The organism is Lysobacter daejeonensis GH1-9, assembly GCF_000768355.1.
In the GTDB taxonomy this organism is placed as follows: domain Bacteria; phylum Pseudomonadota; class Gammaproteobacteria; order Xanthomonadales; family Xanthomonadaceae; genus Aerolutibacter; species Aerolutibacter daejeonensis.
Window position 1 is genome coordinate 67,282 of the sequence record NZ_AVPU01000009.1, and the last position, 13,802, is coordinate 81,083.

A 13,802-nucleotide genomic window follows, 5' to 3' on the forward strand; every position below is an offset into this window, starting at 1 on the left:
ACCCGCATGAGGGATCTGCTCTTTCTCATGGACGGCCACCGCCGCTTCGTGGCATAACCCCGACCCATGGAGATCGCCATGCAAATCGGCAAGGACAAGGCCCTTCGCCTGCTCATCGTCGACGACAGCGTCGAGGCGGCGGAGGCCATTGTCAGTGGGCTGCGCAATGCCGGCATCGCCGTGCGCCCCACCCGCCCCGAAAACGAGGACGAGCTCAAGGCGTTGCTCGACAGCCAGACGCCCGACCTCATCATCGCCGCCCATGCGTCCCAGGCCGTCCCGCTGGCCCGGACGATGGCACTGGTGGTGGCCACCGGCAAGGACCTGCCGGTGCTGGTCCTGCACGACACGATCGACGATGCGCGCCTGCTCGAGGCCAGCGCCATGGGCGCACGCGGCATCCTGCTGCGCGACCGTGCCCCGCAGATCGAATACGTGATCCGTTCCGAGTGGACCGACCTGGAGGCGCGCCGTGCGCTCCGCCGGCTGGAGAACCACGTCCGCGAGACCGAGCGGCGCTGCGACGCGCTGATCGAATCCTCGCGCGACCCCATCGCGTACATCCACGAAGGCATGCACATCCGGGCCAATTCAGCCTACCTGGAGATGTTCGGCTTTGACTCGTTCGAGGATATCGAGGGCATGTCGCTGCTCGACCTCGTGGCGCCACAGTACGTGGAAGGCTTCAAGAAGCTGCTCAAGTCCCTGTCCAAGGGCGAGGCGCCCCCGCCGCGGCACGAGATCCAGGCCCGGACGCTGGACGGCGCGCAGTTCCCCGCGATGATGGAATTCACCGCTGCCACATACGAAGGCGAACCCTGCCAGCAACTCATCCTGCGCCGCCAGGAAACCGCCGCGGTGGATGAGGCGCTGCTGGAAGAACTGCGCCAGCGCGACCAGGTCACCGGCCTGCTCAACCGGCAGGCCTTCCTGCGGCAACTGGAGGACACTGTCGCCGACGCTGCACAGAACGCGACCCAGCATGGCCTGCTGTTGGTGGAACCCGACCACTACGCCCGCCTGGTCCAGGAAATTGGCTTGGGTGCGGCGGATGATCTGGTCAGCGCCTGCGCCGAGCGCTTGCGCAAGGCACTCGGCCCCGACGACATCGCCGCCCGCTTTGGCGAACACCAGTTCGCGGTGCTGCGCCCGGGCGCCGACCACAGCGCAACCGTGGCGCTTGCCGACCGGGTGCTCGCGGCATTCGCCGATGCCGTGCTGGAAATGGGCAACCATTCGCTCAACATCACCGCCAGCATCGGCGGCGTCCAGATCAGCCAGCGCATCGCCAGCATGACTGCGGTACTCGGCAAGGCCGCGGCCAGCGTGCAGTCGGCCATTGGCGTGGGTGGCAACCGCGTCGACCTCTTCGACCCGGGTGCCGTCGACCGCGCCGAGCAGGAGCGCATGGCCGCGTGGATCACGCGTATTCGCCAGGCGTTGGACGGCGACGGTTTCCTGATGCACTTCCAGCCGCTGATCGGCCTGCATGGCGAACCGCGCGAGATGTACGAAGCATTCCTGCGACTGCGCGGCGAGCATGGCGAAATCGTGCAGCCACTGACTTTCCTGCAGGTCGCCGAGGAACACGGCCTGATGTGGGAGATCGACCGCTGGGTGGTGGGCAAGGCGATCAGCCTGATCGGCGAGCGTGCCCGCAGCGGCCACGAAACCACGGTGCTGGTCAAGGTCACCGAGCATTCGCTGCAGGACGACGCCCTGGCGCGGCACATCGAGGAGCAGTTGACCAAGCACGGTGCCGACGGGCGCCTGCTGGTCATCGAGATCCCCGAGTCGAAGGTGTTCACCCACCTGCGCGCGGCGCAGGCGTTCCAGGCCCGGCTGGCACGGCTGGGCGTGCGCATCTGCCTGGAGCAGTTCGGCAGTGGGCTCAATTCTTTCCAGATGCTCAGCCACTTCGACGCCTCGGTGCTCAAGCTCGACCGTGCCTTCATGGAGGACCTGCCGGGCAACTCCGAGCACCAGGCGCGCATCCGCGATATGGCCGGCAAAGCGCGTGAATTGGGCAAGATGACCATCGCCGAATTCGTGCAGGATGCGGGCAGCATGTCCATCCTGTTTGGCGCGGGGGTGGACTACGCGCAGGGGCACTTCCTCGCGGCGTCCAGCCCGAGCATGGACTACGAGTTCTAAAGTTCGCGCTAAGGCCCGCCTCCTGCTCCGCGCGGCGCCTCGTCTGGCATGCCACGACAACCGGGGCCAGAACGAAAAAGCCCGCCTTCCGGCGGGCTTTTCCTTGGCTTGATGGCCAGGTGTCACCCGACCACGGTGCCACGCACCGGCGCGACCGGAGCGTCACGCAATGCCTGGATGCGTTCCGCCAGCGGAGGGTGGCTCATCAGCAGCTTGCGCAGGCCGTGACCCACCGCACCACTGATACCGAAGGCCGCCACCTGCTTGGGCAGGGTGCTCTCACCATACGTCTGCGAGAGGCGCTCCAGCGCGGCAATCATCTTCTGGCGCCCGGCGAGGTTGGCGCCACCGGCGTCCGCGCGGAATTCGCGGTAACGCGAGAACCACATCGCGATCATGCTGGCGAACAAGCCAAACACCATGTCCAGTACGAACACGATCACGTAGTAGCCGATGCCGGGACCACCTTCGCGGTTGCCGTTGAGGTAACCGTCCACCACGCGACCGACCACGCGGGCCAGCACGATCACGAAGGTGTTCAGTACGCCCTGGATGAGCGCCATCGTCACCATGTCGCCGTTGGCCACGTGGCTGACCTCATGGGCCAGCACGGCTTCGGCCTCATCGCGGTTCATGGCGCGCAGCAGGCCGGTCGACACGGCGACGAGCGAGTTGTTGCGGCTGGGGCCGGTGGCGAAGGCGTTGATCTCCGGGGCGTCATAGATGGCCACTTCGGGCATCTTGATGCCGGCGGCCTCGGCCTGGCGACGCACCGTGGTGACCAGCCATTGCTCGGCCTCGTTGCGCGGCTGTTCGATCACGTGCGCGCCGGTGGAACGCTTGGCCATCCACTTCGAGATCATCAGCGAGATGAACGAACCGCCGAAGCCGAAGACCGTCGCCATCACCAGCAGGGCACCATTGTTGCCCAGTGTCACGCCGAACACGTTCTGCAGCACCGCCATGACGATGCTCAGCAACGCCAGCACGGCGAGGTTGGTGGCAAGGAAAAGTACGATCCGCTTGAACATGCTCAGAATCCTGCCGCGCACCGTGCGCGGATACCGGAAAAGTGTGGCAGTCTCGCATGGATTTCAAGTGAACCCGCCCGCTTTGCCGCATCTGTCGCCGCACCTGTCCGCGTGAGCACGCCCGTCCCCGCCCCTTCCTATCGCGGCCGTTTCGCCCCGTCCCCGACCGGTGACCTGCATGCCGGCTCCCTCCTGGCGGCCTTCGGCAGCTGGCTGCTGGCACGCCACGCTGGCGGCCGCTGGCTGGTGCGCGTGGAGGACGTCGATGCGCCGCGCGAGGTGCCCGGGGCGGCCCAGCGACAACTCCAGACTCTGGCGGCCTTTGGCCTGCATCCGGACGAGCCGGTGGTTTTCCAGCACCAGCGGGGTGCGCTGTACCAGGCCGCATTGGACCAACTGCTGTCCACGGGGCAGGCGTTCGTCTGCCATTGCAGCCGCACCGTCCTCGCCGCGAATGGTGGCATCCACCGGGCGTGCGTGGCCACTGCCCCCCGCCCCGATCCCGCCGTGCGCCTGCGCGTGGAGGATGGAACCCTCATAACCTTCGACGATGCAATCCAGGGTCCGCAACGGCAGGACGTGGCGCGCGACGTTGGGGACTTCGTGATCCGTCGCGCCGACGGCTGCTGGGCCTACCAGCTGGCGGTGGTGGTCGACGATGCCGACCAGGGCATTACCGACGTGGTGCGCGGCGCCGACCTGCTGGACTCCACCCCGCGGCAGATCCTGCTGCAGCGCGCGCTTGGCCTGCCGCAGCCCCGCTATGCGCACCTGCCGCTGCTGCTCGATGCACACGGCCGCAAGTTGTCCAAGACGGACGCCGCACACCCGGTGGACCCCAACAACCCGCTGCCCGCCCTTCGCACCGCGTGGCGCGAGCTCGGCCAGCCAGCGGAGGCACTGGCCACGTCGCTCGATGTCCCGGGCCTGCTCACCGACGCGCAGGCTGTTTTCGATCCGCGCCGCATCCCGGCCACCGCATCGACCAAAGTCGCCGCATTGCAGCATTAAAGTTTCACAATGTAGGACTAGTATCGAGGCGGAGCCGCAAGGTCGCGGCATGGAGAAGGCGGCATGCAATCACGCGTTGCACTGGTCACGGGTGGTACGGGCGGTATCGGTACCGCCATCGTCAAGAAGCTGGCGGACATGGGGCACCGTGTGGCGACCAACTACCGCAACGAGGAAAAAGCCAAGGCCTGGCAGGAACGGATGAAGGCCGACGGCTATGACGTCGCCTTGGTGAAAGGTGACGTGACTTCGCCCGACGAGGCCGCGGCCATGGTGCACGAGGTCGAGCAGAAGCTCGGCCCGGTGGAGATCCTGGTCAACAACGCCGGCATCACCCGCGATGGCACCTTCCACCGCATGAAGCCCGAGCAGTGGACCGAGGTGATCAACACCAACCTCAACTCGGTGTTCAACGTGACCCGCCCGGTGATCGAAGGCATGCGCGACCGCAAGTGGGGCCGCATCATCCAGATCAGCTCGATCAACGGTCTGAAGGGTCAGTACGGCCAGGCCAACTACGCCGCGGCCAAGGCCGGCATGCATGGTTTCACCATTTCGCTGGCGCGCGAGAACGCCAAGCTGGGCATCACCGTGAACACCATCTCCCCGGGCTACATCGCCACCGACATGGTGATGGCCGTGCCGGAGGAGGTGCGCGCCAAGATCGTGGCCGACATCCCCACCGGCCGCTTGGGCACCCCTGCGGAAATCGCCTACGGCGTGGGCTTCCTCGCCGCCGAGGAGGCCAGCTGGATCACCGGCAGCAACCTCGACATCAACGGCGGCCACCACATGGGTTGGTAAGCCCCTGCCGTGGCGGTTGCACGACGACCGGCCGCGCCCCCTCCCAAACCTTGGCCGGCACCCGTTGCCGGCCTTGTCACTTCTGGACCCGGTAGCTGTTCAACTGGCCAGTTGCAAGGCCGCGCGTGCTGCGCCATGCTGCAAGGCACCACGATTTAGAGTTCCCGCTCGATGGCCTCGACCCGCGTCATCAAGAAGTATCCGAATCGTCGTCTTTACGACACCGAGATCTCCAGCTACATCACCATCGAGGACGTGCGCCAGCTCATCGTCGACGGCGAGGATTTCGAGGTGCGCGATGCACGCTCCGGCGAAGACCTGACCCGCCAGGTGCTGCTGCAGATCATCTCCGAGCATGAGCAGGACGGTGAGCCGGTGCTGTCGACGCAGCTGCTGAGCCAGATCATCCGCTTCTACGGTGACTCGCTGCAGGGCTTCATGGGCAACTACCTGGAACGCTCGATGCAAGTGTTCCTGGACCAGCAGCAGCAGTTCCGCAGCCAGATGGGCGGGGTACTGGGCCAGACCCCGTGGTCGCTGATGAACCAGCTCACCGAGCGCAACATGGCCATGTGGAAGGACTTCCAACAGAACCTGACCGGCAGTGTGGGTTCCTCACCCAACACGACGCGCAAACCGCCGGACCCCAAGCGCGGACGCTGAGAGCAAGCCTCTCGCCAGTTGAAAAAGCCGGCCTTGGCCGGCTTTTTCTTTGGGGCCTGGGCGAAATCTCGCCCGCCCGGCGCCAAACTGAGTTCCCGCTTGCATCTCCTAGGCCAGCGGGTTGCTCCTCGGCGGGCGGCTCCTCAGCGACTGGACGTGGCAGCACCCTGTGGGCAGTACTTGGCACGGAACGCCTGTGCCTGCGGCATCAACGACTGCAGATGCTGGATGCGATTGGCGGGATTGGGGTGCGTAGACGCGAACTCCGGCGGTCGCTCCCCGCCGCCCAGCGTGGCCATCCGCTCCCAAAGGGGAATGGCTTCCTGCGGGTCATAGCACGCGGCCGCGGCCAGCATCAGCCCGACTTCGTCCGCTTGCGTCTCGTGGTTGCGCCCGTACGGCAGGATGAACCCGTACTGCGCACCCGCGCCCAACGCCGCCATCACCGCCTGCTGTTGCTGGGGGTCCATGCCGCCGACGGCCATGCCGGCCGCCACCTGCCCCATCTGCACCAGTTTCTGCTGCGCCATGCGCTGCGAACCGTGGCGAAGCAGAGCGTGGGCGATCTCATGCCCCATTACCACGGCCATCGCATTCTGGTTCTGGGCCACCGGAATCAATCCGGTATAGACCGCCATCTTCCCACCGGGCAGGCAGAATGCATTCGCCTCGTCGGACTGGATCACCGCCACGTCCCATTGGAAGTTCTGGTGGGAGGTCGGCACTTCCTGTTGGTTCGCAGCGGCCAGGTCGGCGGTCACGGCCGGCACGCGGCTCACCAGGCGTTGGGCGATTGTGCGGATCTGCTGGCTGACTTCCGCGTTGGCGGGCAACAGCGCGCCTTGCGACTGCGCATCGCCCACCACTTCCTGGAACGCCTGCGCGCCCAGTTGCACCTCTTCCTCCGGCGTGGCGCCGTAGTGCGCCTTTTCGCCCGTGTACGGGTCGACCTTGGCGCTGCCGAACCACTGCCAGGCCGCATAACCGGCGAACAGGATCAGGATCCACCAGCGGATGCCGCCACCGCGACGCTGTCCGCCTGCCTGCCGCCGGCCGCCCAAAGGATCAGTCCTCATGCCACGTGCTCCTGGATTCAGATATCCCGCACGACCCGGAAGCCAACGCGGGCATTGGTGGTGTTGCGATCACTGCCCAGGCGCCACGCCGACCGGGTCTGCGCCGGCGAACTGGCCCATGAGCCGCCACGCACCACCGCCGTACGGCAGCCCGGATTCACCCAGGCCTCGCCATCGTCGGGGGCGCGGCGGTAGGTGTCGTGCCAACAGTCCGCCACCCACTCGCTCACATTGCCGGCGAGGTCGTGAAGACCGTATGCATTGACTGAATAGTTGCCGACCGGTGCGGGGCCCCACGCGCCATCGCCGTAACCATCGAACGCGTTGCGCCAGCCTCGGCCACTGGGCGATGCATCCTTGCCTCCGGTGAAATTGCCCGCGCCTGCCGGGGGAATGTCTCCCTGCCAGGGAAAGCGCGACACGCTGCCCGCGCGCAGGGCGTATTCAAACTCGGCCTCGCTGGGCAGGCGGTAGGCCTGGCCCGTTTGTGCGGACAGCCACTCGGCATAGGCATGCGCGTCCTGCCAGCTCACATGCAGCACGGGCAGGTTCGCCGCGGCCGGCTTGCCGGCGTAGTCCGAGCGCCAATCCACGCTGCTCCTGCGCACCAGGTTGCCGCTGCGCTCGTCGTAGGCAATGGAGTAACCGCGGCGTTCGGCGCGCGAGCGGTAGCCGGTGGCCGCCACGAAGCGGGCGAACTCGCCGACCGTGACTTCGGTGCGGGCCATGGCCAAGCCACGGTCGAAGCGGATGTTGCGGGCCGGATACTCCGCGTCGCCGGCGTCGCGCTCCCCGTCGGCCGCCCCCATGCGGAAAGCGCCGTGCGGAATAACCACCATCTGCGGGCCACGGCCGCCATTGCGCAGCGCCTCGGTGAACACCTGGCCCGGGCGGAACACCCCGTAATGCGATGCGAGTTCGATCCGCTCGCGCAGTTCCACCGCGGCGGGGTCACCCGCAGGCGCGATGCGCAGCAGAGACGCAAGGTGACCGCGGGCCGCATCCAAGCCCCCCTCCTTGGCCAGTGCAGCAATGCCCAGATCGCGCAATTCGCGGATGCGTGCTGCACGCCGCCCGACAATCTGGACCCGGGCATGCTCAACGGTGCCCAAGTCGCCGCGCACCCTGCTGGCAAACGAGAGCCAACGCTCGGCCGCCGCATAGTCGTGTTCGTCCGCGGCCAACTCGGCGCGTCGGATCAGCAAGCTCTCGGCCGCAGCCAGGCCTTGATTCGCGCGGGCATCGCCCGGACGCCACTGCAACGCCTGCCGGAAGTGGCGCAGCGCCCCACCCTTGCCACCCTCGCCCACCTCACCCTCGGCCAGCGCACGTTCGCCGCGGCGGTTGGCGTTGGCGGCCTCTTCCGCTCGGTCCACCCGGCCGAGGTAGGCCTGCACGGCCGCATCGGCGGGCGCGACAGTGCGCGCCACGGCGGCGACCTCGAAGGCTTTGCGCAGCGCGTCGGCATCGTTGTCGATCGCTGCGAGGGCGGCATCGCCCTGGGCGACCAACGCAGTGGTGGCTTGGGACAGCGTCTCGGTGACGGTCTGGTCATCGGGCGCATGCCTGGTCAAGGCCAGCAGGATCGGCAGAGCGCTGTCCGCATCGGCAAACAGGGTGCCCTTGGCCAGGGCGGCTTCGGCCTTTCGTTTCAGGGCAAGGACGTTGGCCTCCGTCACTTCCACTGCCGGCGGATGCCAGGGGCCGACCGGTGAGACAGCCTGATCCTTGCTGACCGTCACGGTGGGACGCGCGCCCGTGGCCGCCTCGTCTGCGGCTGCTCCATGGTCGCCGCCCTGCTCGCGGGAACACCCCGCCAGCAGCAGAGCCGCTACCATGCTCGCCATCACGATCGCCCGCAATCGCCCTCTCCTGTCCGGCCTACCCTGGATGCCGGCCCGGGTGAAAGTAGGCTATTGTCGCCCGCCCCGGCAACCCAAACGCGTGAACGACCACCCCGTGCCCATCTGGATCAACGACCCCGTCGCGCTGCAGGCGCGCTTCGCCCAACGCCCGGCCCGCATCGGGCTGGATACCGAGTTCATCCGCGAGCGCACCTTCTGGCCGCAACTGGCGCTGGTGCAGATCGCGCTGGACACGGGCGCAGACACGTTGGAGCCGAACGACATCCTGCTGGTCGACCCGCTGGTGCCAGGCATGGCCGACGCGTTGGCCGCGATCCTGGCCGACACCGCCATCCTCAAAGTGATGCACAGCCCCAGCGAGGATCTGGTGGCGTTTCGGCACACGTGCGGTGTGGTGCCGTCCCCCCTGTTCGACACACAGGCCGCGGCGGCGATGGCGGGTATTGGCGGCGGACTGGGCTACCAGAAGCTGGTGGAGCAACTGACCGGTACCGCCCTGCCCAAGGGCGAGACGCGCTCGGACTGGTTGCGCCGCCCGCTGTCGGCGGCACAACTGGAATATGCCGCCGACGACGTGCGCCACCTGTTCGAGATGCACGACATCCTCGCCGACCAGCTGGAGCGCACCGGCCGCAGCGTCTGGCTGGCCGAAGACGCCACGCGCACGGTGACCAATGCGGTGAACGAGGGCCCGGAGCGCTGGCCACACCTGTCCTTGCGTAGCGCCGGCATCCTGGAGCCCGATGCGCAGCGTCGCCTGCTGCGCCTGCTGCGTTGGCGTGACCAGTACGCGCGCGCGCACGACCGCCCGCGCACCTGGATCCTGGACAACGAGTTGGCCGTCAGCCTTGCCCGCACCCCGCCCATCGACCTGGCGGGGTTGCTACGCGTCTTCGACAGCCAGCCCAAGGCCCCGCGCAAGCTGGCCGACGCGGTCTGGCAGGCGCTGCAGACGCCGCTGGCGGATGAAGCTGACGCCCCCGACGCGCGCCAGGCCGAAGCCCGCGACAAGAACCGCCTGCGCCGCCTGCAGGACGCCGTGGCCGCGCGCAGCCGTGAGCTCGAATTGCCCGATGGCGTGCTGGCCTCGCGCCGTTGGCTGGAAGCGTTGATGGACACCGGCGAGTGGCCCGATGCCATCGGTGGCTGGCGACGCACCGTCCTGGAGCCGGTGCTGGCGCCTTTGCTGACGACTAGCGACAACGCATCGACGTCCGTATAATGCCGCCTGCCGTGGGGCCATAGCTCAGCTGGGAGAGCGCGTCGTTCGCAATGACGAGGTCGGGAGTTCGATCCTCCCTGGCTCCACCACGATTTCAGGGCCCGCATTGCGGGCCCTTTTCTTTTTGGGCCGGCCACGCAGACGCCCTGTGCCACCGTCAGGCGAACGACCGCCAGACTGGGGGTCGATAATTTATTCTTGACTAAGACGAGAACGAAGTATCTATTCCTGATCTTGCACCGCCCCTCCTCGGCCGGTGTCGCCGGGGGACGTGAATGATCGCAACGGTCTGGCCCTACATCGCAGTGCTGCTGCTGTCGGCCGGGCTGTTCCCGACGCTTGAGAAACGTCTGGGCTGGCGGGTGTTCTCGACGCTGCCACCCATCGTGCTGACTTATCTGTTCGTGACGGCGCTGGCGGTCGCCGGGGTATGGCAGGCCACCCCGGCCATCGCCGAGGCGCAGCGCACGCTGACCGCGCAGTTGCTACCTGCGCTGCTGTTCCTGTTGATGATTGGCTGCGACCTGCGCGCCATCGTCGCGCTCGGCCCACGCATGCTGGCGGTCTTTGCCTGCGCGATGGCCAGCATCCTCCTGGCGATCGTGCTGGCCTTCCTCGCATTCCGGCACCTCCTGCCCGGCGATGGCTGGAAGATGCTGGCCGCGCTGAGCGCGACGTGGACCGGCGGCTCGGCCAACCTGGTGGCGGTCAAACAGTCGATCGGACTGCCGGATAACCTCCTTCCCTCGGTGCTGTTGGCCGATGCGTTGTGCTATTCGGTGTGGGTGGTGGTGCTGTTCTCCGCGGCGCGGCTGGCGCCAGCCTTCGACCGCTGGACCCGAGCGAGCAGCCGCCCGCATCTGCCCGAAGCCATGCCGCGCAACGACGGCCAGACGAAACCCGGAAGCGTATTGCTGTGGTTGGGTGCAGCCCTGGCGGTCGGCAATGGCGCGGCGGGCGTGGCCTCGATGCTGCCGATTGGCGGTTTGCTGACCCCCACTGCCTGGACAGTGCTGATCGCCACCGTGGCCGGGCTGCTGCTGGCGCACGCGCCCTTTGCCCGCTCGCCGGTTCCCGCGCCGCTGGCCCAGGCACTGCTGGCCTGCCTGGTCGCGGTGCTGGCCTCGCAGAGCAATTTCGAAGGTTTGGGCACTGCGCCGCTGTTCGTCGCGGTGGGGTTTACCGTGCTGCTGCTGCACGTGTTGCTGCTGGTGCTGGCCGCACGCCTGTTCCGCTTCGACCTGCACCTGTGCGGCATCGCCTCGCTGGCCCAGATTGGTGGCGTGGCCACCGCACCGGTGCTGGCGGCGACCTACTCAAAGCCGCTGGTGCCGGCGGCTGTGTTGCTGGCGACGTTGGGCCTCGTGCTGGGCACCGGCGTTGGCCTGGCGATGGCCGGCATCCTGTCGGGCCTGTCTCCCTTTGGGGGTTGAAGCATGCGATTGCGCTCCACATTCTTCGCCGCGCTGATCCTGGTTGCCACCGCGGCCACACCCTCCACCCTGCCAGCGCGGACCTGGTCGTATCCCGCCACCGGCATCATCGGGGTGGAGGAGGCCCAGCTCGATCCAGCGTTCTGGGTGCGACGCCTGGCCGATGCCGACCGCGTCATCCTCGACGACGCCGCCATCGCGGCCCAGAACGAACGCATGCTGCGCAGGGACCACAGCCTGTACGACCTGGACAAAGTCCCGGCCACGCTCACCCGCGACCGCGTCGCCGCGTGGGTCAACGCCCTTTCCCGCCGGCCGAACCGACCGCTGTTTGACGAACAGGGACAACCGGTGTCCCCTGCCGCGCTTGACCAACTTGTCGATGCGGCCCACCTGACAGCGATCCCGGCCCGACAAGCCACGCGATACGGCCTGGTGGTGCAGCGCGCCGACCTGCGCACCTTCCCCACGCGGCTGCGGGTCTTCAGTGCACCCGGCGACCTCGACATCGATCGGTTCCAGGAGAGCGCGCTCTTCCCCGGTGATCCGGTGGTATTGGCCCATGAGAGCCGCGACGGCCAATGGTGGTTCGTGGTCAGTCCCCGCTATGCCGCGTGGATCGAAAAGCGCTTCGTCGCCGAAGGCACGGCCGCGCAGGTGCTGGGGTACGGGCGCAGGACGCCGTACCGCATCGTCACTGGTGCGCAGGCCCGCACCGTGTACACGCCGGAAGCGCCGGCCGTGTCGCTGGTAAAGCTGGACATGGGCGTGCGCGTTCCGGTGCTGGCGGACTGGCCCGCCGACCGACCGGTCAATGGCCAGCATCCCTACACCGCGCACGTGGTCGAACTGCCAGTCCGCGACACCGACGGCCGCCTGGCTTTCGCTGCGGCGCTACTGTCCAAGCGCGAACCTACGTCCGACCGACCGCTATCGCTGACCGGACGCCACCTGATCGAACAGGGCTTCAAGTTCCTCGGCGAGCGCTACGGTTGGGGCCACAGCTACGACGGACGCGACTGCAGCGGCTTCGTGTCGGAGATCTATCGCAGCCTTGGCGTCGTGCTGCCGCGCAATACCGGCGACCAGGCGGCCAGCCCCGCGCTCAACCGGCTGGTCCTGACAACCACCGACGGTGCCGACAAGCGCCGGGCAGCACTGCACTCGCTGCAGGTCGGCGACCTGGTCTTCATTCCCGGTCACGTGATGATGGTCATCGGCCACCTTGATGGCGAACCGTACGTCATCCACGACACGGCCGGCCTGAGCTTCATCGGCCCCGAGGGCACGCTGGTGCGCGCGAAGACCAATGGCGTGACCGTCTCGCCGCTCACGCCGCTGATGTTCAACGGCGAGCAGACCTATATCGAGCGCATCACCGACATCCAGCGCATCCGTCCCTGAGGACAGGCGCCCCTTCATACCTCCAGATCGAAGCACCATGAAAATCACCGACATCAAGCTGGGCATGCTGCGCGTCCCGCTGAAAACCCCGTTCAAGACCGCGCTCCGCACGGTCGAGGCGGTCGAGGACATCGTGGTTTGCATACATACCGACACCGGCCACGTCGGCTATGGCGAGGCCCCGGCCACCGCGGTGATCACCGGCGACACCCACGGCTCGATCGTGGAGGCCATCCGCAAGTTCATCGCGCCGCGGCTGATCGGCCAGGAGGTGGCCAACCTCAACCGCATCACCCAACTGATCCAGGAAGCGCTGGAGAAGAACACCAGTGCAAAGGCCGCGGTGGAGATCGCGGTCTACGACTTGTTCGGGCAACTTTACGGCGCGCCCTTGTACAAGATGCTGGGCGGCGGCGACCCGGTGATCACCACGGACATCACCATCAGCGTGGACTACATCGACAAGATGGTGGCCGACTCGATCAGCGCGGTGGAGCGCGGTTTCGAGTCGCTGAAGATCAAGGTGGGCAAGGACATCGGCGTGGATGTCGAGCGGGTCAAGGCAATCTACGCCGCCGTCGAAGGCCGTGCGCTGCTGCGCCTGGACGCCAACCAGGGCTGGACCGCCAAACAGGCGGTGCACGCCATCACCCTGCTGGAGGACGCGGGCGTACGCCTGGAACTGGTCGAGCAGCCGGTCAAGGCGCAGGACCTGGATGGCATGAAGTACGTCACGGAGCGCGTACACACCCCCATCATGGCGGATGAGAGCGTGTTCGGCCCGACCGAGGTCATCGAACTGATCCGCATGCGCGCGGCCGACATCATCAACATCAAGCTGATGAAGACCGGTGGCCTGTCCAATGCGGTGCGCATTGCCGATATTGCCGCGCTGTACGGAATGGAGTGCATGATCGGCTGCATGCTGGAATCCAGCATCAGCGTGGCCGCGGCGGTGCACCTGGCCGTGGCCAAAGCCAACGCCATCACCCGCGTGGACCTGGACGGGCCGTCACTGTGCGCGTTCAACCCGGTCGACGGCGGCGTGATCTTCAACGAATCGGAAATCTCGGTGACCGATGCGCCCGGGCTGGGCATCCGCGAGATCCGCGGTCTCGAACCCCTGCCGTACTGAGAAC

At 67.2% G+C, this 13,802-nt stretch carries 11 protein-coding genes and 1 tRNA gene; 9 read left to right on the forward strand and 3 right to left on the reverse strand.

The genetic code is table 11. From position 1 onward, the window contains the following. Positions 1–78 precede the first annotated feature (78 nt). Positions 79–2,154 carry an EAL domain-containing response regulator gene (locus tag N800_RS07065; RefSeq protein ID WP_036136510.1) on the forward strand — a complete coding sequence of 692 codons (2,076 nt, stop codon included), beginning with the start codon at positions 79–81 and terminating at the stop codon, positions 2,152–2,154. Between the two features lie 122 nt (positions 2,155–2,276). Here the strand turns inward: N800_RS07065 and htpX are convergent, their stop codons facing one another. Then, complete coding sequence (gene htpX, locus N800_RS07070) at positions 2,277–3,185, reverse strand: protease HtpX (RefSeq protein ID WP_036136430.1); 909 nt, start codon at positions 3,183–3,185, stop codon at positions 2,277–2,279. 111 nt (positions 3,186–3,296) lie between these two features. On the opposite strand from htpX, the gene gluQRS reads away from it, so the two are divergent. The 3 genes from gluQRS to phaR all read left to right on the forward strand — a co-directional run bounded on the left by gluQRS (position 3,297) and on the right by phaR (position 5,663). Further along, positions 3,297–4,196: a tRNA glutamyl-Q(34) synthetase GluQRS gene (gene gluQRS / locus N800_RS07075; protein ID WP_052107991.1), complete on the forward strand. Its 900-nt coding sequence runs from the start codon at positions 3,297–3,299 to the stop codon at positions 4,194–4,196. A gap of 63 nt (positions 4,197–4,259) precedes the next feature. After that, positions 4,260–5,000, forward strand: a complete 741-nt coding sequence (phbB, locus tag N800_RS07080; RefSeq protein WP_036136433.1) for an acetoacetyl-CoA reductase — start codon at positions 4,260–4,262, stop codon at positions 4,998–5,000. 171 nt (positions 5,001–5,171) lie between these two features. Next, on the forward strand, positions 5,172–5,663 hold the full coding sequence (gene phaR / locus N800_RS07085) for a polyhydroxyalkanoate synthesis repressor PhaR (protein ID WP_036136434.1): 492 nt from the start codon (positions 5,172–5,174) through the stop codon (positions 5,661–5,663). Between the two features lie 143 nt (positions 5,664–5,806). Here phaR and N800_RS07090 read toward each other — a convergent pair whose 3' ends face one another. Together N800_RS07090 and N800_RS07095 are read right to left on the reverse strand one after the other, a co-directional pair. After that, positions 5,807–6,739 (reverse strand): M48 family metallopeptidase, encoded by a 933-nt coding sequence (locus tag N800_RS07090; protein WP_036136436.1) that lies wholly within the window; start codon positions 6,737–6,739, stop codon positions 5,807–5,809. Between the two features lie 17 nt (positions 6,740–6,756). Further along, positions 6,757–8,586 carry a formylglycine-generating enzyme family protein gene (locus N800_RS07095; protein ID WP_232227561.1) on the reverse strand — a complete coding sequence of 610 codons (1,830 nt, stop codon included), beginning with the start codon at positions 8,584–8,586 and terminating at the stop codon, positions 6,757–6,759. A gap of 112 nt (positions 8,587–8,698) precedes the next feature. On the opposite strand from N800_RS07095, the gene rnd reads away from it, so the two are divergent. The 5 genes from rnd (at position 8,699) to N800_RS07120 (ending at position 13,798) form a co-directional block, all read left to right on the forward strand. Continuing rightward, positions 8,699–9,826: a ribonuclease D gene (gene rnd, locus N800_RS07100; protein ID WP_036136516.1), complete on the forward strand. Its 1,128-nt coding sequence runs from the start codon at positions 8,699–8,701 to the stop codon at positions 9,824–9,826. A gap of 13 nt (positions 9,827–9,839) precedes the next feature. Beyond that, positions 9,840–9,915 (forward strand) — tRNA-Ala (locus N800_RS07105). 186 nt (positions 9,916–10,101) lie between these two features. Further along, complete coding sequence (locus N800_RS07110; RefSeq protein WP_036136441.1) at positions 10,102–11,259, forward strand: DUF819 family protein; 1,158 nt, start codon at positions 10,102–10,104, stop codon at positions 11,257–11,259. A 3-nt stretch (positions 11,260–11,262) separates the two neighbouring features. Further along, positions 11,263–12,663 carry a C40 family peptidase gene (locus N800_RS07115; RefSeq protein ID WP_232227563.1) on the forward strand — a complete coding sequence of 467 codons (1,401 nt, stop codon included), beginning with the start codon at positions 11,263–11,265 and terminating at the stop codon, positions 12,661–12,663. A gap of 37 nt (positions 12,664–12,700) precedes the next feature. Beyond that, positions 12,701–13,798, forward strand: a complete 1,098-nt coding sequence (locus tag N800_RS07120) for a dipeptide epimerase (protein ID WP_036136444.1) — start codon at positions 12,701–12,703, stop codon at positions 13,796–13,798. The last annotated feature ends 4 nt before the right edge of the window (positions 13,799–13,802 follow it).

Bases quoted from the DNA above. Each gene is read 5' to 3' on its own strand.
- phaR (WP_036136434.1), top strand. From the start codon at position 5,172: ATGGCCTCGACCCGCGTCATCAAGAAGTATCCGAATCGTCGTCTTTAC.
- phbB (WP_036136433.1), top strand. From the start codon at position 4,260: ATGCAATCACGCGTTGCACTGGTCACGGGTGGTACGGGCGGTATCGGT.
- N800_RS07095 (WP_232227561.1), bottom strand. From the start codon at position 8,586: ATGGCGAGCATGGTAGCGGCTCTGCTGCTGGCGGGGTGTTCCCGCGAG.
- htpX (WP_036136430.1), bottom strand. From the start codon at position 3,185: ATGTTCAAGCGGATCGTACTTTTCCTTGCCACCAACCTCGCCGTGCTG.
- N800_RS07065 (WP_036136510.1), top strand. From the start codon at position 79: ATGCAAATCGGCAAGGACAAGGCCCTTCGCCTGCTCATCGTCGACGAC.
- N800_RS07110 (WP_036136441.1), top strand. From the start codon at position 10,102: ATGATCGCAACGGTCTGGCCCTACATCGCAGTGCTGCTGCTGTCGGCC.
- N800_RS07115 (WP_232227563.1), top strand. From the start codon at position 11,263: ATGCGATTGCGCTCCACATTCTTCGCCGCGCTGATCCTGGTTGCCACC.
- N800_RS07090 (WP_036136436.1), bottom strand. From the start codon at position 6,739: ATGAGGACTGATCCTTTGGGCGGCCGGCGGCAGGCAGGCGGACAGCGT.
- N800_RS07120 (WP_036136444.1), top strand. From the start codon at position 12,701: ATGAAAATCACCGACATCAAGCTGGGCATGCTGCGCGTCCCGCTGAAA.